The organism is Microbacterium sp. PAMC22086 (assembly GCF_019443525.1).
GTDB classification, from domain to species: Bacteria; Actinomycetota; Actinomycetes; order Actinomycetales; family Microbacteriaceae; genus Microbacterium; species Microbacterium maritypicum.
Genome location: NZ_CP080380.1, coordinates 551,718 through 568,808, shown reverse-complemented (window position 1 = coordinate 568,808; position 17,091 = coordinate 551,718). Strand labels below are relative to the sequence as shown.

18 protein-coding genes are annotated in these 17,091 nt (G+C 66.4%); 12 read left to right on the top strand and 6 right to left on the bottom strand.

What is annotated here, in order from left to right; genetic code table 11:
* Positions 1 to 291 precede the first annotated feature (291 nt).
* The 5 genes from KY497_RS02700 to KY497_RS02680 all read left to right on the top strand — a co-directional run bounded on the left by KY497_RS02700 (position 292) and on the right by KY497_RS02680 (position 4,281).
* The gene (locus KY497_RS02700; RefSeq protein ID WP_219869771.1) at positions 292 to 1,224 is read left to right on the top strand and encodes a hypothetical protein; all 933 of its coding nucleotides are present in this window, start codon (positions 292 to 294) and stop codon (positions 1,222 to 1,224) included.
* 295 nt (positions 1,225 to 1,519) lie between these two features.
* Positions 1,520 to 2,716: a MalY/PatB family protein gene (locus tag KY497_RS02695; protein ID WP_219869770.1), complete on the top strand. Its 1,197-nt coding sequence runs from the start codon at positions 1,520 to 1,522 to the stop codon at positions 2,714 to 2,716.
* 95 nt (positions 2,717 to 2,811) lie between these two features.
* Positions 2,812 to 3,042, top strand: a complete 231-nt coding sequence (locus KY497_RS02690; protein ID WP_219869769.1) for a hypothetical protein — start codon at positions 2,812 to 2,814, stop codon at positions 3,040 to 3,042.
* Positions 3,039 to 3,809 carry a 3-keto-5-aminohexanoate cleavage protein gene (locus KY497_RS02685; protein ID WP_219869768.1) on the top strand — a complete coding sequence of 257 codons (771 nt, stop codon included), beginning with the start codon at positions 3,039 to 3,041 and terminating at the stop codon, positions 3,807 to 3,809. Before KY497_RS02690 ends, KY497_RS02685 begins: the two co-directional genes overlap by 4 nt.
* Positions 3,810 to 3,834: 25 nt before the next feature.
* Positions 3,835 to 4,281 (top strand): NUDIX domain-containing protein, encoded by a 447-nt coding sequence (locus KY497_RS02680; RefSeq protein ID WP_141385535.1) that lies wholly within the window; start codon positions 3,835 to 3,837, stop codon positions 4,279 to 4,281.
* Positions 4,282 to 4,380: 99 nt separating this feature from the next.
* On the opposite strand, the gene KY497_RS02675 is transcribed toward KY497_RS02680, so the two are convergent.
* Both KY497_RS02675 and KY497_RS02670 read right to left on the bottom strand, forming a co-directional pair.
* Positions 4,381 to 5,790: a M1 family aminopeptidase gene (locus KY497_RS02675; protein ID WP_219869767.1), complete on the bottom strand. Its 1,410-nt coding sequence runs from the start codon at positions 5,788 to 5,790 to the stop codon at positions 4,381 to 4,383.
* A gap of 18 nt (positions 5,791 to 5,808) precedes the next feature.
* Positions 5,809 to 6,759: a hypothetical protein gene (locus tag KY497_RS02670; protein WP_219869766.1), complete on the bottom strand. Its 951-nt coding sequence runs from the start codon at positions 6,757 to 6,759 to the stop codon at positions 5,809 to 5,811.
* A 302-nt stretch (positions 6,760 to 7,061) separates the two neighbouring features.
* Here KY497_RS02670 and KY497_RS02665 point away from each other — a divergent pair, with 302 nt between their 5' ends.
* Together KY497_RS02665 and KY497_RS02660 are read left to right on the top strand one after the other, a co-directional pair.
* A complete protein-coding gene (locus tag KY497_RS02665) occupies positions 7,062 to 7,838 on the top strand; it encodes a hypothetical protein (RefSeq protein WP_141385533.1) in 777 nt (258 codons plus the stop codon).
* Positions 7,839 to 7,877: 39 nt separating this feature from the next.
* Positions 7,878 to 8,354: a hypothetical protein gene (locus tag KY497_RS02660; protein ID WP_218026588.1), complete on the top strand. Its 477-nt coding sequence runs from the start codon at positions 7,878 to 7,880 to the stop codon at positions 8,352 to 8,354.
* A 231-nt stretch (positions 8,355 to 8,585) separates the two neighbouring features.
* Here KY497_RS02660 and KY497_RS02655 read toward each other — a convergent pair whose 3' ends face one another.
* Entirely contained in the window at positions 8,586 to 9,587 is a 1,002-nt protein-coding gene (locus tag KY497_RS02655; RefSeq protein ID WP_219869765.1) for an SDR family NAD(P)-dependent oxidoreductase, read from the bottom strand.
* Between the two features lie 86 nt (positions 9,588 to 9,673).
* On the opposite strand from KY497_RS02655, the gene KY497_RS02650 reads away from it, so the two are divergent.
* Positions 9,674 to 10,246, top strand: a complete 573-nt coding sequence (locus tag KY497_RS02650; protein WP_258185825.1) for a TetR/AcrR family transcriptional regulator — start codon at positions 9,674 to 9,676, stop codon at positions 10,244 to 10,246.
* On the opposite strand, the gene KY497_RS02645 is transcribed toward KY497_RS02650, so the two are convergent.
* Together KY497_RS02645 and KY497_RS02640 are read right to left on the bottom strand one after the other, a co-directional pair.
* Positions 10,243 to 10,671, bottom strand: coding sequence for a polynucleotide kinase (locus tag KY497_RS02645; RefSeq protein ID WP_219869764.1), 429 nt, complete (start codon positions 10,669 to 10,671; stop codon positions 10,243 to 10,245). The two genes, KY497_RS02650 and KY497_RS02645, sit on opposite strands and share 4 nt — an antisense overlap.
* 80 nt (positions 10,672 to 10,751) lie before the next feature.
* Entirely contained in the window at positions 10,752 to 12,833 is a 2,082-nt protein-coding gene (locus KY497_RS02640) for a DUF262 domain-containing protein (protein ID WP_258185956.1), read from the bottom strand.
* A 200-nt stretch (positions 12,834 to 13,033) separates the two neighbouring features.
* Here KY497_RS02640 and KY497_RS02635 point away from each other — a divergent pair, with 200 nt between their 5' ends.
* On the top strand, positions 13,034 to 13,654 hold the full coding sequence (locus KY497_RS02635; RefSeq protein WP_141385527.1) for a hypothetical protein: 621 nt from the start codon (positions 13,034 to 13,036) through the stop codon (positions 13,652 to 13,654).
* Here KY497_RS02635 and KY497_RS02630 read toward each other — a convergent pair.
* Entirely contained in the window at positions 13,651 to 14,160 is a 510-nt protein-coding gene (locus tag KY497_RS02630) for a DUF4188 domain-containing protein (RefSeq protein ID WP_219869762.1), read from the bottom strand. The genes KY497_RS02635 and KY497_RS02630 overlap by 4 nt on opposite strands.
* A 72-nt stretch (positions 14,161 to 14,232) precedes the next feature.
* On the opposite strand from KY497_RS02630, the gene KY497_RS02625 reads away from it, so the two are divergent.
* From KY497_RS02625 to KY497_RS02615, 3 genes are all read left to right on the top strand, one after another.
* A complete protein-coding gene (locus KY497_RS02625; RefSeq protein ID WP_219869761.1) occupies positions 14,233 to 14,844 on the top strand; it encodes a MerR family transcriptional regulator in 612 nt (203 codons plus the stop codon).
* 765 nt (positions 14,845 to 15,609) lie between these two features.
* The gene (locus KY497_RS02620) at positions 15,610 to 16,272 is read left to right on the top strand and encodes a hypothetical protein (RefSeq protein ID WP_219869760.1); all 663 of its coding nucleotides are present in this window, start codon (positions 15,610 to 15,612) and stop codon (positions 16,270 to 16,272) included.
* A 33-nt stretch (positions 16,273 to 16,305) separates the two neighbouring features.
* Complete coding sequence (locus KY497_RS02615) at positions 16,306 to 17,085, top strand: hypothetical protein (protein ID WP_219869759.1); 780 nt, start codon at positions 16,306 to 16,308, stop codon at positions 17,083 to 17,085.
* Positions 17,086 to 17,091 lie beyond the last annotated feature (6 nt).

Here is a 17,091-nt window from a genome sequence, read left to right as displayed (position 1 = left end):
CACTCCAAAGGAAGGGGCCGGCGGGGCAGGTTCAGTCTACCGGCGCGGCGTCCGACAGGATTTCGGCTGGAGGAGCACGTGAACCCGCCGCCTTCATCGAATCGTTGGATGAAACACCCAGGCCTTCCGCCCTGGTGATCCTAGGGTGGCGATATGCGCCTGCGTCTCCTTGCTCCTCTCGGCCTCGCGACCGTCTTGGTCATGGCCGGGTGCACTCCTGCCCCCGATGTATCGCCGAGTCCCTCCGCCTCCGCGCCGGATCCGACGCCGACTCCCACAGAGGAACCCATCGTGGCTCCCGAGGCGGCGTTCGATGTGACGTGCTCCGACGTGAACAGCGCCGTCGCGGGCGTTCTTGGTGCGGCTGTCGGCGGGGAGAAAGACGTCCTGGGCCTGACATCCACACCGATCTGGTATCCGGGGCCGGCGCAGCACATGATGCAGCAAGCCGGAGGGATAGCGTGCTCGGCGGGAGACCCCGTGCAGTTGGACCCCAACTCGACCTCCCCCGCGGACTGGAGCATCGCGGTCGTGCCTGGTGCGCAGGCGATCATCGACGGTGCGGCGGAGCGCGGCGCGAGCGACATCCCCGGAGACGGCATCCGCTGCTTCACCGGCTCGTGCACGATCGAACTTCGCGACGGCGACGTGCTCATGACCGGTTCGTTGCGGTCCTCCGCATTGGTCGAGAGCGATGCCGACCGTGTTCGCGAGGCGATGGCGGGAGTTCTGGCATCGGCTGTCGCAACCCTTCGCGACTTCGAGCCCGGCCAGAGCAAGATCGCGGGGGCACGATGCGAGACGCTGCTCACCGCGCAGGAGGCGTCCGAGATCCTGGGCAGGGAAGTCGTGATCATGGACTACACCGAGCTCGGCGGGTGGGGAACGGCCGCGGAGATCTACTTCGCGAGTGAAGGAGCGCAGTACTGCATGTACGCGACGGGGCCGGACCCGTACGGCGATCCCACGCTGGTCGCACTCACCACCCTTCCCTCCGGTGCATGGGCGTTCGAGAAGCTCGATGCCGGGAGCCCGGTCTCCCTCACCGGCGCGGACGCCGCCCTCACGGGAGTCGACTTCTACGGCCGGACGGTGCTCGACGCTCGTGTCGGTGCCGACTGGCTGCGGTTCACCGTTCCCGTCGGGGAAGACGCATCCTCCGTCACGTCCCTCGCGGAGGCGACCATCGAGCATCTGACCCGGGGCCGTCCTGCCCCGCAGTGATTCCCTGTGGGGTCCGCGCCGCGGATGCGCTGGATGTAGGGAGCGGGGACGGATGCAGGAAGACTCGCCGCGTTCTGCTCCTGCATCCGTCCGATCTCCCGACAGACGAACCGACTCTCCCGACGGATGAACCGCCGGGAAGCGCCGTCACGCACGGAAACGTGAAATGCGACGGCGCGGGGCCGTCCGTAGATTGGTCGGACCCCGCTGTGAATGGAGTTTCCCGTGTCCGACATCCGCGCCCTGCGCCCCTCCTGTACCCACGCCGTCGGCTGAACCGGCGGGAACCCAGATCATGACCGCGGACCGTTCCTCGCACGCGTCGCATCCGTTCGATGCGCGTACCCGTCTCTTCCTCGATCGGCCGCAGAGTCGCAAGTGGAGTCTGCATCCCGGCCACATCGGGGCGTGGGTGGCGGAGATGGACTTCGGGGTCGCTCCCGAGATCGCGGAGGCGCTGCACCGGGCGATCGACGGCGAGAACCTCGGCTACCTCTCGCCCCCGCAGGCGACGGAGCTGGGAGAGGCGACAGCCGAGTGGATGCGCGACGAGTACGACTGGGCGGTCGACCCGGAGCGGGTGCATCCGGTGTCGGATGTGATGGCGGCTCTCGGGGTCGCGGTGCAGGAGTATGCGCCGGCGGGTTCGCCCGTGATCGTGCCGACTCCTGCGTACATGCCGTTCCTGACATACCTGCCGGCGATCGGGCATCCGGTGATCGAGGTGCCGGGTGTCGAGGTCGACGGGCGCTGGCAGCACGACCTGCAGCGCATCGACGAGGCCTTCGCCGCGGGGGCGCGGACACTCGTGCTCTGCAACCCGCACAACCCCACAGGAACGATCGTCGGTCGGGAGGAGCTCGAGGCGATCGCTCAGATCGTGGAGCGGCACGGCGGGCGGGTGTTCGCGGATGAGATCCACGCCCCGCTGCGGTTCGACGGTGCGCCGTTCGTGCCCTACGCGTCGGTGTCGCAGGCTGCTGCCGCGCATACGGTCACGGGGACGAGCGCGTCGAAGGCGTGGAACATCCCGGGGTTGAAGACCGCGCAGCTGATCACCTCGAACGATGCGGATCAGCAGCTGTACACGCGGTTCGGGTTCGCGGTGCAGCACGGCGCGGCCACCCTCGGCGTCGTCGCCTCGACGGCGGCGTATCGGTCGGGTAAGCCCTGGCTGGCGGACGTGATCGAGTACCTCGACGGGGCGCGGCGGCAGCTCGCATCGCTGGTGGACGAGCATCTTCCCGGGGCCGTGTATCGCGTGCCCGAGGCGACATACATCGGGTGGATCGACACGTCTGCGCTGGGGATCCCGGGCCCTCCGGCAGCGTTCTTCCGTGAGCAGGCCGGGGTCGTGCTGACAGAGGGACGCCTGCTCGGGCGCGGTGCGGAGGGCCATGCGCGGGTCGTGTTCGCGACTCCTCGTCCGGTGCTCGACGAGGCGTTCGCGGCGATGGGCGCTGCCGTGCGTCGGGCCGGTCTCGCGGCCTGACATCCTGCGCTCTCGAACCCTGGCGTCGAGGCTGTCAAGGGTCTCCTCGATGTCGGTGGCCTGACGTAGAAAGGGAGACAAGAGAAGGGATCCCCATGGCTGCAGGCGACATCGAGACGTTCCACCGCAACGGCATCTGGTTCAACCGCATCGAGGGTGAATCGCAGACGTTGGGCAGCAGTTTCCTGAGAGAGGCCGAGGCGGTGAAGGTGGGTCGCAGTGCCGCGGTCGCGCGTCAGGTCGAGCACACGGTGCGCAGCGACGAGGGCCCTTCGGTCGACTCCTTCCCCTACGATCTGCACCCGCGTGAGCTGATCGGCCGATGACCGCGACTTCCGGTGCCGATCAGGTTCCCGTGCCCGAGCGACGCATGCTGTTGCAGGCATGCGTCAACGGCGCCCGTGATGCGGTCGGGCATCCATGGCTGAGCGCGGATGCCTCGGTCGTGGCCGACGACGCCGCCAGGGCTGTGGCGGCGGGCGCGCACGAGGTGCACGTGCACCCGAAAGATGCCACGGGGCGCGACAGTCTCGCCGCCGACGATGTCGCACGGTGGGTGCGGGCGGTGCGCTCCGCGAGCCCTGGCGTGCCGGTCGGTGTGACCACGGGAGCGTGGGCCGAGCCCGATGTCGAGCGTCGTCTCGCGGCCATCGAGACGTGGACGGAGCTGCCTGATCACGCGTCGGTCAACTGGCACGAGGCCGGCGCCGACGAGGTGGCCGCGCTGCTGCTGAAACGAGGTGTCGCGGTCGAGGCGGGGCTGTGGGATGCGGCAGGTTTCGAGGTGTGGAAGCGATCGCCCGTCAGAGGGGAGTGCCTGCGGGTGCTCATCGAGCTTCCCGACGAGCCGACCGACACGCTGCGCGACCACGCCGAGGGGATGATCGCCCACGTCGAGCTCGAGGAGCCCGACCTGCCGATCCTGCTCCACGGAGAAGAGGGCTCGACGTGGCCGGTGTTCGACCTCGCGGTCGAGTTCGGCGCGGCGTCGCGGATCGGGTTGGAAGACACCCTGTTGCTCCCCGACGGTGCGACGGCACCGGGCAACGCCGCGCTCGTGCGGGCGGCTGTGGCGAGGCTACGGGGAGTCTGACCGCCCTGCGACCTAGACTCCCGCCATGCCGTTCTCCGATTACGTCCAGTCGATCCGTGCCCGGATCGGTCATGACCTTCTGCTGCTGCCCGGGGTGACGGCGGTGATCCGCGAGGGGGATCGCTTCCTTCTCGCGCGGACGGCGGGCTCAGACGAGTGGGGCCTGCTTGGGGGAGGTGTCGAGCCCGGCGAGGATCCGGATGAGGCGATCGTGCGGGAGCTGCAGGAAGAGATCGGTGCGCGCGTCCGCGTCACGGGAATCGTCGGCGCCTACGGTGGGGAATCGCTCGTCGTGACGTACCCGAATGGCGATCGCGTGTCGTACGTCTCGACCGCGTTCGCGTGCGAGCTGCTCGACCTACCCGTCCCCGATGACGACGAGGTCGTCGAGGTCGGATGGTTCACGCGGGCCGAGATCGCAGAGCTGCCGCATCCGCTCTGGGTGGATCGGATGCTGGCCGACGTGCGGTGAGAACCACGACGCCCCGCCGACATCGCCGGCGGGGCGTCGTGGTGAGTGCGAGAGGCACTCGGCGGATGCCGCGAACGGGCCGCGGCATCCGCCGATGTCTCAGGCGGCGTCGATGCGGTGGCGACGACGTCGGGCGACGAATGCCGCGCCCAGCAGGAGCAGCACCAGGCCGAGGGCTGCGCCGCCGATGGGCAGCTCCGCACCCGTCTGTCCCAGCTGGCCGGCGCCGGGAGTGGTGCCGCCGCCGGGGGTCGTAACTCCGCCGCCCGGGTTGAGGGCGGGACCGACGGCTGCGGTGGCCGCACTCGTGACGGAACCGGCACGGAATCCGTCGAGCGTCCCGGTCACTGTGGCCGTGATCCGCTTGCCGAGGGCGTCCGCCGGAACGACGAACTGGGCGCCCGGCGCGGCCGCGCGGGCCATCCGCAGGGCGGGTGCATCGCTCACGACGGGCTCGCCGTCGATCGCCCAGGAGTAGCTGAGCGCGGTTCCGGCCGGCCAGCCGTCAGAGGTCGCGGTCAGGGTCTGTCCGACCGCCGCGGTGCCCGTGATGGTCGGAACGCTGGTCGGCGCGAGCACCTCCATGATCGAGAGCTCCGCGACGCAGGTGGCGCAGGTGCCGCCGAGTGTGGCGACGCGCGCGGTCGACGAGAAGGCACCGCTCGGTGCATCCTCAGCCACTTCGACCGTGAACTGCACCTCGGTGGAGGCCCCCGCTGCGACGCCCGCGGGGACGCTCCAGGTGAGGGTCGTGCCGTCGAGGACAGTGCCCGCCGGCACAGCCACCAGCGTCGCGCGCGAGAGCACGTCGCTGAGGTCGACCGTCACCACGGAGGAGGCGAGGGCCACCCGACCCGTGTTGGTGGCGCTGAGCGTGTAAGTGGCGGTGTCGCCGATGTCGAGCGGTTCCGTGGCGGCCGGAGTCGCCGTCAGCGAGACGGACAGCTTGTCGGGCCAGGCGGGCTTGCCGGGCTCGAGGATCCAGTCGTTCCAGAGCGCGGTGATGTCGCGGCCGGAGAGCTCCTCGGCGAGAGCCTTGAGGTCGGCGCTCGTGCGGCTCTGGCCGGCGAAGCGCGTCTGCCATTCCTTGATCAGAGCGAAGAATGCGTCGTCGCCGATCGAGATCTTCAGCGCCTCCCAGAACTGGGCGCTGCGGGTGTAGGTCTGGTAGCCGTAGAGCTCGTTCGAGGCGGTCTGGGCGCCCGGGGGGATGTTCCAGTCCGCGCTCGACGAGGCCTTGTTGTTCCACGAGTTGAAGTAGCTCTGCTCGGTGCTGGTTCCCGAGCCGAAGGCTGCGGCACTGTTGTAGTAGGTCGGGCCCCAGGTGGCCATCCCCTCGCCGATCCAGATGTCGGTCCAGGTGGTCGGTGCGACGTTGTTGCCGTACCACTGGTGGACGAGCTCATGGATGAGCGTGTTGCCGTTCACGGAGTTCGTGCTCGGGAAGAACGATCGGTCCTGTGTCTCGAGGGCGTAGTTGACCCCGCTGGGCACGGTGTCGACGATCACGCCGGTGCTGTTGCCGGGTTAGGGGCCGTAGATGCTCTCGAGGTTGCGGGTGATGGTCTCCAGCTGTGCGACCCGGTTGCGGATGGTGGTCTTGTTGGTGTCGCTGAGTCCCGCGTCCATGAAGGACCACGAGGGGATGACGCGGTTGTCGGTCAGGGTGACCGAGCCTTCGATCACCTCGAAGCGCCCGATCGCGATGACCACGAGTTCAGAGGCCATCTGCTTGTCCTGTCGCCACACCCAGGTGGTGCGCTCGCCCGAGACGGTCTTCGACTGCAGTTCGCCGTTGCTGGCGACGGCCGCGTCGCCCTGAACGCCGGAGACGTTGGCGAGAACCGAAGGGGCATCCACCGAGATCGTGTACGTGGCCTTGTCGCTCGGGGTGTTGTTGTGGGGGAAACCGGCCATGGTGCCGATCGGCTGTCCGAGGAGGATAGCTCCGTCGTTCGTGCCGTTCCAGCCCTCGAAGGCGCCGTCGCTGTCGACGTGGCGCACGGGTGTGCCGCTGTAGGTGACGGCGACCGTGAACTCCCCTTCCACCGGGGTCGGCACGGTGACGATGAGCTTGAACTTCTCCGCAGCCGGGTCGATGTCGCGCGACCAGCTGGCAGGGACGCCGTTGACGGTCACCCCCTCGACCGTCATGCCTTCGAAGTCGAGGGAGAACTCGTGCAGCGGAGCGAGGGCGCGGGCGGTCATCGTCGTCGTGGCAGTGGTGATGTCGCCGGTGACCAGTCCGTCGGCGACGCCGGTCGGGCTCCAGCTGAGGGAGACGTCGTAGTCGAGGGCGTCGTAGCCGCCGTTGCCGATGTTCGGGAACATCGGGTCGCCCGAGGTGCGGGGTCCGGCGACGGAGTCGTCGGCCGCTGCCGCGGGAAGAGAGGTGGCGAGAAGGGAACCGGCGAGGAGAGCGGTGATCGGAAGAGTCGCGATCAATCGTCGACGGGCGGGGGAGGTCAGTCGAGGCATGGGGGCTTTCAGGTAGGCAGAACGCGGGCGACCGGTCACGTCGTCGTGGTGCGGGGGGAGGCTTGTGGCCCTGGGGATGCGTATGAAACGTATGGAACGTATGTTTCTGCAATATATCGTGCCGTTCACGGTTCGGTTGCGGCGAGTTTTTCTGTTCGCTGACCGGGGGAATTGTTCGACCCTGTCCAGGATGCTGGTTTGACGAGGAGTCTTTGGCGTGGGAGTGATCGGCCCGCGTATCCGTCATCTCAAAGCGATAACGACGGGATTTTCGGCCCGAGGTGGCCGCTACGGTGAGGCTGATGAAAACTCCACTCCGCGTCGCGGCGGCTCTCGCCGCTGCTCTGCTCTTGACCTCTTGCAGCGCCCCCGCACCATCGACGGAGAAGGCGCCGGCGTCATCGACGCCGGATGCCACCGAGGAGGTCGAGGCGCCGGACGCGGTGGAGTCGCTTCCGTTCAACGCCAGTGGCTTGCTCGGCACGAATGCGGCGCCGAACTTCGAAGACGGCGAACCCGGAGAAGTGTCCGTTGTCCAGATCGGTCCGCTCGAGAAGCCTGGCCTGGGTGCGCTCCTGCTCTTCGCTTTCCGCAACAACACGGCGGAAGCCGTTGGTCACGTCGACTGGACAGCCACCGCGCGCAGCGACGGAGCCATCGTCTCGACAGGATCGAGTCAAGGGACGATTCCGGCGTTCGTGCAGCCCGGCGAGGTGGGGCTCTCCTACATCTACTTCGAGAACGGCGAAGTCATCGCCGACGGTGCGGAGTACGAGTTCTCGGTCAGCACCAGCCCGGCCGATACGTCGCCCTACAACACTGCGCCTCTGACGGTGGAAGAGGCGAACATCTCCGGGAGCGCGATCGTCGGTGCTGCCACCAACAAAACGGGTGCCGACACGACGGGGCCATACGGCGTGAACATCTTCTGCTTCGAGGGTGACGTCATCGTTTCGCAGCACCAGGGTTTCACTGAGCAGCAGGAGCTCGCGGATGGGGCGACCGGCACGTTCACCGTCGACCTCTACGGAGCGAGCTGTGACAGCTACGCCGTGGGTGTCGGCGGCTATTTCTCCTGAACCACCGCGTTCTCAGCAATCACGATTCGAAGGAAACCAGTGAACATCACCACCGGCAAGACAGCCGCAGCGATCGCTCTTCTCGCACTGATCGGATTCGGCACGGTCGCCTGCTCGGCTCCGGCCGAACCTGCCGACCCGAAGGCCGATTCCTCGTCGGCTGCTCCGGAAGAAGTGGAAGAAGCGCCCGAGCCCGTCGATCTCTCCGGTGAGTGGAAGCAGACGAACTCAAATGACGCCGAGAGCTTCCAGTCCGCCACAATCACTGCCGACACGATCGAGATCTTCTGGAACGCGCCCGACACGAAGTCCCTTTACTGGGCGGGCACGATCGAAGTACCGGCCGACGGGTCGACATCCTTCGTGTGGGATTCTGTGAACGACAAGACGAAGACCGATACCGCGTTGCTCGCCTCTGGCGACGACACGAAGACGTTTACTTTCGAGAACGGTGAGTTGTCGTACGAGGTCACCGCGCTCGGAACGACAATGACGGTCAGGCTCGCTCAGGAGTAGTCGCTCGTCGGATGTGCGACTCCTGACAGAAACGCTCCCGCCGCGACGCAGCGGGAGCGTTTCGTCTGTCAAAGGCAATGCCGCGGGCGTTCGACCTGGGTAGGGGCTCCCACAGAGTTCACGGCTGCGCTCGCCGCAGCGTCACACGCCTGGGAGCCGTGCATCATTCGCCCGGAGATGCGAAACGCCCCCGCCGTTCGGGTCGGGGGGGCGTCGGCATCGCGGTGCGGCTTACTGCACCGACCATCCTCCGTCGCTCGCAAGCACGGCCCCGTTGATGTTCACGGCGTCGTCCGACAGCAGGAACGTGATCGACGCGGCCAGGTGCTCGGCCGTCGCGACGGACGGGATCGCCTGCTGGAACGGCCCCAGACGTCCCGACCCGTACTCCGACATGTTCGGAGGCATCGGGATGCCGGTGGCCACCCCGCCCGGAGCGACGGAGTTCACGCGGATGCCCTTCGGCCCGTACATGAAGGCTGCCGACTTGGTCACGCCGATGATGCCGTGCTTGCTGGCCGTGTAGGCGTTGCCCGAGGCGTTGCCGCGCAGGCCGGCCTCGCTCGAGACGTTGAGGATCGAGCCCTGGCCCGCCGCTTCCATCACGGGGATGACCGCGCGCATGAGCTTGAACGGAGCGGTCAGGTTGATCGCGATGACGCGGTCCCAGACGGCGTCGGGAGTCTCGCCCGCGGGAGAGAAGTCGTCGTTGATGCCGGCGACGTTGGCGAGGCCGTCGATGCGGTCGCCCGCGGCGGCGAGCACCGCATCGATCGCCTCCTGCTGCGTGAGGTCACCCGCGACCGTGACGATGTCGGCATCCGGGAGCTCCGCCTTGAGGGCGTCGAGCTTCTCGGCGGCGATGTCGCTGGCGATCACACGCCCGCCTTCACGGGCGATACGCGAGGCCGTGGCCTTGCCGATGCCGGAGGCGGCACCGGTGACGATCACGGTCTTGCCGGCGAAACGGCCGGAGGTGGGCTTCTCGGTCCAGCCCTCGGAGGTGTCGCCTTCGGGGATCTCGCCGCCGTTGGCCGCGCGCACGAGATTGTCGACCACCGACTGGGGAAGCTGGCCCTGACTCATCGCGACCAGCTGCTGCAGGGGAAGGCCCAGCACGGGGGTGAGTAGCTCGGGGTCGGCGCCGGTCTGTGCGAAGAGTCCGCGGATGAGAGGCCCGCCGGTCGGGTCGTTCATCCAGTCGCCGATGGTGGAGTGTGCGGTGAGGGCCATGCTCGTTCTCCTTGTTCGGGTGCCGTTATAGTTTCGCAACGGTGCGTCTACTTATGTTCCAGTCTACGCCTGGGTACGCTCGAATGGTGCCCCGTCCTCGCAGTGAGAAAGCCCGCCAGTCCGTGCTGGAGGCGATGCGGCGCGCGCTCGCCGCAGACGGATACGAGGCCGTGACGATCGAGGGCCTCGCCGAGTCTGCGGAGGTGTCGAAGCAGACGATCTACCGGTGGTGGCCGTCGAAGGCCGCGATCCTCGGCGAGGCACTGCTCGAAGGATCGCTGCCGGGTGCCGAGGTGTCGGTGCCGATGACGGATGACCTCGGGGCTGATCTGCGGGCGTGGTTCTCGGCCATGTCCGTCGGGTTGGCCCGGCCCGAGGGTGTGGCGCTCGCGCGGGCGCTGATCGAGGTGACCGCGGCTGACCCCGTGTTGGGGCTCGTCTTGAACGAGCGGTTGGCGGCGCCGATTCGCGAATGGGTCGCCGAGCGGGTGTCGCGCGGACGTGCCGACGGGGATGTGCGGGCGGATGTGGATGCGGCCGCGATCGCGGACCAGTTCATCGCGATGGCGTCGTACTCTGCGCTGATCGGGCAGCCGCTGAGTGCGGAGCGGGTCGAGGAGACGGTGGTGCGGTTGCTGCGGGGGATTGGGGCGGGTTAGAAGTCTCCGTCGGCGACCTGGAAGCAGGTCAGCCCGCGAGACCGCCACATCTCGACTACGCTGCGACGGTCGTCGACAACGCCGACGACGGTGAAATGCGGTTCGATGTGGGCGTCGTAGATCTCGGCCTTCACGATGTTGTCGGCGCGCTGGTCTCCCGTGCGGCGGAGCAGGAGGCGGTCGAACGGGATCTCGTTGAACGTCAGCCAGGCCTCCGTGGCACGGCGGGCGGTCTCGTCGCGGCCCGAGACGACGATGAGCGCGTCGACGTCGGGGTGGGCGGCGAAGGCCTGTGCTGCGACGACGACCGGGTGGTTCGGGGTGTCGATCGCCACGTTTCGCATGTCGTACGGCGAGCGGTCGCCGATGAGGGCGAGGGTGCCGTCGACGTCGAAGATCCAGGCGCGCGGGCGATCGGTGGGCATGTTGCGAGGGGAGTGGGTTCTTCGTGAGAAGACGGGGTCTCCTGAAGCACGCCTCGGGCAGGTCCGACGGTTCGCTGCAGTCAGGAAGGCAAGCGCAGGAGTTCCTCGCGGAGGTCGTTGATCACGGGTCCTCCCTCGACGCGCCAGAAGTACCATGCATTGCCGCTCTTCCCTCCGCGTACTTCCCTCGCTGCCCCAGCTGGGCTCTCGTAGGTCTTGCCTTCGTAGAGCATTCTCCCGCCGGCGAGCAGAGTTCCCCGCGCGTCGGGCCACCGTCCGTCGGTGCATTGAAGCGTGGCGCCGACCTCTAGGAGGCCTGCCGCAATCACGTCCGAGTATGACGCCGTCGCCTTCGACAATCGTGACGACCGGTCGATGGTCTTGCCCTCGTGGCCTTGTGGAACTGGCCAGGTGGCCGCGACGGCCGTAATCATCTCTTCCGTGCGCTCATCGATGCGCCGCTCGTCCCAGCCATCGGCAGACGAATCGACGATTGCGCGGTTCATGAGAAAAACATCGTGGCGATGGATGGCGGCGCGCTTGCCGTCCTCCCCGAGCCAAGGGCCATTGGAAACCGAGGCGTTGAGCGAACCGGTGATGAGGGTGAGGTTTCCGAGCCGGTGCACGTGCTCGTCGCGGTCGGCCTCTGCGGCCGCATCCGAAACAGGCCAGTGAGACTGCCACGCTCGAGGCAGTAGATGCTCGACCTGGTTCTTATCTCGGTGCATCCTGATGCCTGTCTTCGACGGGCCGATCTGCGTGTAGCCCCGGTACCAGTCTTCGATCGCTTGGAGAAGCACCCGCTGCATCGGTTGGGGAAAGCGCCGATAGAACGGCACGGAGCGCAACGTCTCAGTGAGTTCTTCGTCGCCGGGCCAGTACGTGCTGGTGGACTGTTGGCGCGTCAGGTGTCTCTGGACCTTGTCGACGACGTCCTCGTCGGATGCCCCACGTGCGGCGGAGATCAGCTCGGCGGCAACTCGGCCGAGATCGCCGTTCTGCAGCCGTAGCAGGCGTCGGCGGACGATCCAGCTTTCAACAGCATCGACCACACCGGCGATCGTTCCAGGTCCATAAGGGTTGCCTGGTTCGGTGAGCCAAAGAACGACGGGCTTGGTGATCTCCACCTGAGCCACCGACATCCGATAGACGTGGAGCTCCAGGCGGTTGAGGTCAGCATGCGCATCGGCGGCGCGCTCGGTGAGTTTCTGGTAGGTGGCGGCTTGGGCCGTGATGAGTTCGAGGAGCTCCGACATCGTGTGGTCGGTCTCGTGTTCGGTGAAGAACTTGAAGCGCGCGAATGTGGAGCGAGGGCTCACTTCCTTGCCGACTCGTGAGATCAGCCACTGCCCGAGGAAGAGCGCGCTGCGGGTCGTGGGGAAGCGCCCGACGCTGACCTCGGCCTCCCAGAACTTCGTCTCGAACGGCCAACTCCGGTACGCCTCCGTCGTGTCCTTGCCTTCTGCTTTCAGCCGCTGGAAGACGAAGTTCTTGATGAGGTCGGCTGCAGTCAGCGGAGTGCCACGTGCGTTCAGCGTCTCGAAGATCTCCTGCGAGTCCTCGTCGGACGTCAGACGGATGACGACGAGCTGCAGTGCCGTCTGGAGTGAGATGGCGAGCGCGTCTGCTCGCGCGCTCAGAGTGTCGGGATCGGAGTCAAGCCAGGCACCGACGTGCGAGGCGAAGTACTCGTGCGCCTGGGTGAGGAGTGAGCTACGGTGACTCAGTGCCGCATGATCGACCGGCGGCTCGGCGACCATCACCTCGTCGAACGCGGATCGATCTCTGTTCGTGTGACGCAGCTTCAACGCTGTCTCTCCGTCTCCGACGAAGTTGCTGTCGTTGTGCGTCAGGAAGTTGAGGCGTGCGGCGAGCGCATGCAGATCGCGTGCGGCGAAGGCTGCCGCTGTCGCGTCGAGAGCGAGCTGCAGCGTCGTCAGCCTTTGCTGGCCATCGACGATCTGGAACTCCTGCATACCTACAGGACCGGTCGGTGCGTCTTGTGTGACGACCGCTCCGAGGAAATGCGTCGCGTTCGAACCGGGGTTGTCCATCCGATGCTCAGTCAGGCGTCTGATGTCGCCCCAGAGGGGTGCCCACTGGTCCTCCTGGGTCCACACATACGGGCGCTGATAGATGGGCACGGTCAGGTGCTGCGGCATGCCGAAGATTCCCTGAGGCGTCGTGAGGTCGGTCTTCACCCAGTGCTCCCTTGCTGGACCAATCAGGCGTGGTCGATTGCATTCTATGAGCGCTGGGATCTTCTCAGCGGCTTGTGGCTCTGTCCATCCGGGAGAACTGGAACGTTGCTTCATATCGGTGCCCTCTAAAGCCGTCGCGTAGCTTGATTTATGGTCGGAACATGACAGTTTTGGCAGGCCTCCCCTTTGGTAGCTGGTTCGAAGGGCTTGGGGCGGTCGGTGCTGTTGCCGCGGCGTTGGTGAGTGTCTTTGCCCTGAGATCAGCGCTTGCTGCCAATGCCACGGCGGATCAGACGCGCAGGGACGCCAAGAGTTTTGCCGATGAGACCCGGGCGCGAGAACAGTCTCGGGAGCACGCGGGTATCGCGCGGCAACTGCAAGCGTGGTGGGTTGTCTGGGCCGAGGGCGAGGACAAGCGCTTCGGTGTGTTTGTGACGAATGCTGGAGAGGGTGCCACGGTCTTCCGGGACGTGCGGATCGAGACGCGTGGCAACTCGAACGTGAGGAGCGCGAGTGGGGCTATCGCCTTCACATCGTTGCCGCCGGGTTCGTACGTGCTCATGAGCAACGCTGCGGGTTCGGAGCAGCCGTGGGGGGATCCGCAGGTCACCCGTCCGGACGTCGCCTACGAGCCGCTCCTCAAGGCCCAGCGATACGCCGTGACGTGCATCACGTTCGAGGATCCGATGAAGCAAGCGTGGTGTTGGACACCCGAGCGCGGCCTTGAGCGGCAAGCTGGTGCTCGCTCGGTGAGCGACGACCGGGTGGAAGGAAGCGGCTAGCTCTCCATGGCCTCAGAGTGCGTCGCTTCCGTTCGCCCGTCCGCGAATCGCGCCTGCGCCCGGTCGTGCCTCTTGCCGACCTCGACGAGCTTCGTGGCCTTCGGCAGCCCCATCGGCTTCGTCGACACGTACACACTCTCGGCAGTGTCGACGCGGAAGGTCTCGTGCCACACGCCCACCGCTCCCGGAGCCTTGCGGACGGCGCGGTTGAAGGCGGTCCAGGCGGGACGGTGCTCCTGGTTCGGGCTGGACGCGTAGGCGTAGAGCTTGTCGACGGACGACCAGTACTGCACGACGTAGGGTCCGCCCGCGCCGAAGAGCAGGTGGTAGCCGAGCATGCCCGAGTCGGGGTCGATGGAGAGTTCGCGCAGCATCCGCGGCATGGCGAAGAACGCCGGCATCCACAGGTCGGGGCGCCACCAGCGGTTGATCTGCATCCCGATGTGGAACACGACGAGCTCGCCCTCGTGGCGGTGGGTCATGCGGCCCGTGATGACCTTCGACATGATGACTCCTCTTGATTGGATAGCGTCACTATCCATAATGGATAGCGCTACTATCGAAGTCAAGAGGTGGCCATGAGAATTTCCGAACTGTCCGCGCAGACCGGCGTGACGGTGCCGACGATCAAGTACTACCTGCGCGAGGGGCTGCTGCCCGAGGGCGAGCGGTCATCTGCGACTCAGGCCGCATACGGCGAGAAGCACGTGGAGCGGCTGCGGGTGATCCGTGCGCTGCTCGACGCCGGCGTGAGCATCGCCGAGACGCGTCGGGTGCTCGGGGCGCTGGATGATCCGCCGGCGAGTGCGAACGACCTGCTCGGAACGGCGCATGCGGCGATCACTCCCCCGGTGGATGAGGCGCTGGATCTGACGGAGGCCGAGCGTCTCGTCGCGGGGCTCGGGTGGAAGCCCGGGATGTGCGACCCGGCAGTGCTGCATGCGGTGGCGCGAGCGCTGCAGGGGTTGGAGCGTGTCGGGTTCAGCGTGCAGGACGCGGTGATGGCGGAGTACCTCGCGAGCATGCGACGGATTGCGGATGCGGAGATCGCCGGGGTACCGGGGGAGTCTGCGGAGGCTGCCGTGCGGTACGTGGTGCTCGGGTCGGTGCTGGTGGAGCCGTTGTTGTTGGCGCTGCGGCGGGTCGCGCAGCAGGTGAGCTCGGGGGAGCGATTCGGTGGGGCCGGCTGACTGGACATCGCAGCTAGAAGTTGCCCTCGGTGGCCTGGGAGCAGGCCGTACCTCGGGATCGCCCACATCATCACCACGCTCCTGCTAAGGCCGCCTCCGATGCTGAAGCGCGGTTCAATGTGGTGGTGGCAGATTGCGCGTTAAACGATGCTTGACCGCCCAGACGGAGAAGGAGCCGTCGTTCGAAATCGAGCGCTGAACGCTGCGATTTCGCACTCTCGTGCGGAACGAGCCAAGTGATTGATCGATCGCCGTCGTCAGGGGTGCAAGCGGAGTAGTTCCTCACAGAGTTCGTTGATCACGGGGCCGCCTGCGACGCGCCAGAAACACCACGCGTTGTCGCTCTTGGCTCCGCCGAGATCGCCGCTCTGCAGTCGGAGCAAGCGTCGGCGAACGATCCAGCTTTCGACGACATTGATCACTGCCGCATTCGTCGCAGGACGATCGAGGAGCCCGCTGAGCCTCCTGGACCAGACGCAAGGGAGCTGATAGAGGGGGACGGTCAGACGCTGCGGCATACCGAAGATTCCCTATGGCGTCGTGAGGTCGGTCTGCACGCAGGGATGCCTTGCCGGACCGAACGGACGCGGTCGCCTGCATTTATGAGCGCTGCACCCGCTTCGAGGAACCTGGAGCAGAGGTCGGGCTGGGGCCTCGGCGGTCAGCAACCCTCTCCACAGTAGGCTGGGCGGAACCTGGCCCGCCGCTGGTGCTCGAACGCCGGGCTCCGAGCGGCTCGCCAAGAGACTCGTAGGGAGCGTTCCGGTGCCATTGCCTCTCATGGTTATTCCGATCGTCGCCGTCGCCACGTTCGGGGGTGCGGTGATCTTTGCCGCGATTCCGAAGATCTGGAAGATCCTCGACAAGCGCACAGTAGCGATCTTGGGCGCCCCTCAGACCGGGAAGACTGCGCTGATCAGGCTCCTCCGCGACGTCGACGCCCCGGACTCAGGGCTGCAGGCCGCGGCATCCGGTGAGGATCGTGGTCGTTTTATGGTCGAGATCAAGGGCAAGACGGTCGACTTCGCGGTCCCCCGGGAAGTTCCCAGCATGAATGGGCTCAACGTCGGTGAATGGAAGGATGCGTTCGACGATGCAGAACACGTCTGGTATCTGTTCAGGGCGGATCTCGTCGCTCGTGGGGACGCCGGCACCACCCAGATGGTGAAGACCCATCTCGCGCTGTTCAAGAAGTGGATCGATGCCCAGCCGGGGAGCGCGCCGAAGATCCTGCTCGTGGGCACCTGGGCAGACGAGCATCCTGATCGGAGTCTTTCCCTCTCGCAGGTGGCGAAGCAAGTGGAAGATACCGACGTCATCAAGTTCGGTTCCGCGCAACTGGGAGGTGCTCCGGTCGTCGTCGGCAGCCTCGTCACGTCCAAGGACGCCGATAGGCTGCTCAAGGGGATCAAGAGCCGTCTGCAGTAGAAGGCTCTCCCGAACTCAGGGAGCGTGGGACTCGTGACGGATATTCTGAACAGTAGATCGCCTCGATCAGTGCTGGTCGCCGAGAACAGCCTGTATCTGGACATCGCCAGCGACCCCAACTCGGTCAGTCTGCTCGACGATCTCGATGCGATGATCGTTCCGCACTCCGTGATGCCCGCAGGCAACGACGTTCAGGTCGCCGCTGTCCGCGAGCTGCTCAGCACCGCAGGGCAGCTCATTCCCGGATCCTTGCTGATCAAGAATCCGTATGAATCCGATGTCTTCGAGTTCTCCGAGCACGCGCTCGAGTCGTTCGCCAGCGCGAAGTACCACCATCTGGCCACCGTCGCGAAGCTGCTCGGTGCGAAGGACGTGCAGTTCGAGGACGCGAAGATCGAGCGTCAGACCACGGCGACGAACGGGGGGATCAGGGCGATCATCCCCGGCTTCGGTGGCGCTGACGCGGATGTGTCGAAGGAGTTCGCACGCAAACTCGACGACCGTCTGGAGGGACGGCTGATCTTCGGTGGCGGTGCCCCCGATCCCGAGGCCGCTCTGGAATACCTGAGCCTCCACAATCTGGCGACCAATCAGCAGCTGAGGTCACTCGTCGAAATGCGAACGGGTTCCAACCCGATCCAGAGCTATCGAATGACTCTCAGTGGCACGCGAGAGTCCGACGCCAACCTCCGCGCTGCGCTGTCGATCGCCGAGTCCGTGTCGGGCAAGAAGGGCGTCACCATCGGTGCCTCGTTCACTCGTGAGGTCACATCGATCCGAAGCATCGAGATCACGACCAGCATCGAATTCTGACCGATC

What these genes read in the sequence shown, in the direction of transcription:
- KY497_RS02695 (WP_219869770.1), top strand. Translation starts at nt 1,520, where the DNA reads ATGACCGCGGACCGTTCCTCGCACGCGTCGCATCCGTTCGATGCGCGT.
- KY497_RS02690 (WP_219869769.1), top strand. Translation starts at nt 2,812, where the DNA reads ATGGCTGCAGGCGACATCGAGACGTTCCACCGCAACGGCATCTGGTTC.
- KY497_RS02685 (WP_219869768.1), top strand. Translation starts at nt 3,039, where the DNA reads ATGACCGCGACTTCCGGTGCCGATCAGGTTCCCGTGCCCGAGCGACGC.
- KY497_RS02680 (WP_141385535.1), top strand. Translation starts at nt 3,835, where the DNA reads ATGCCGTTCTCCGATTACGTCCAGTCGATCCGTGCCCGGATCGGTCAT.
- KY497_RS02670 (WP_219869766.1), bottom strand. Translation starts at nt 6,759, where the DNA reads ATGCCTCGACTGACCTCCCCCGCCCGTCGACGATTGATCGCGACTCTT.
- KY497_RS02665 (WP_141385533.1), top strand. Translation starts at nt 7,062, where the DNA reads ATGAAAACTCCACTCCGCGTCGCGGCGGCTCTCGCCGCTGCTCTGCTC.
- KY497_RS02655 (WP_219869765.1), bottom strand. Translation starts at nt 9,587, where the DNA reads ATGGCCCTCACCGCACACTCCACCATCGGCGACTGGATGAACGACCCG.
- KY497_RS02645 (WP_219869764.1), bottom strand. Translation starts at nt 10,671, where the DNA reads ATGCCCACCGATCGCCCGCGCGCCTGGATCTTCGACGTCGACGGCACC.
- KY497_RS02640 (WP_258185956.1), bottom strand. Translation starts at nt 12,833, where the DNA reads ATGCCGCAGCACCTGACCGTGCCCATCTATCAGCGCCCGTATGTGTGG.
- KY497_RS02635 (WP_141385527.1), top strand. Translation starts at nt 13,034, where the DNA reads ATGACAGTTTTGGCAGGCCTCCCCTTTGGTAGCTGGTTCGAAGGGCTT.
- KY497_RS02630 (WP_219869762.1), bottom strand. Translation starts at nt 14,160, where the DNA reads ATGTCGAAGGTCATCACGGGCCGCATGACCCACCGCCACGAGGGCGAG.
- KY497_RS02625 (WP_219869761.1), top strand. Translation starts at nt 14,233, where the DNA reads ATGAGAATTTCCGAACTGTCCGCGCAGACCGGCGTGACGGTGCCGACG.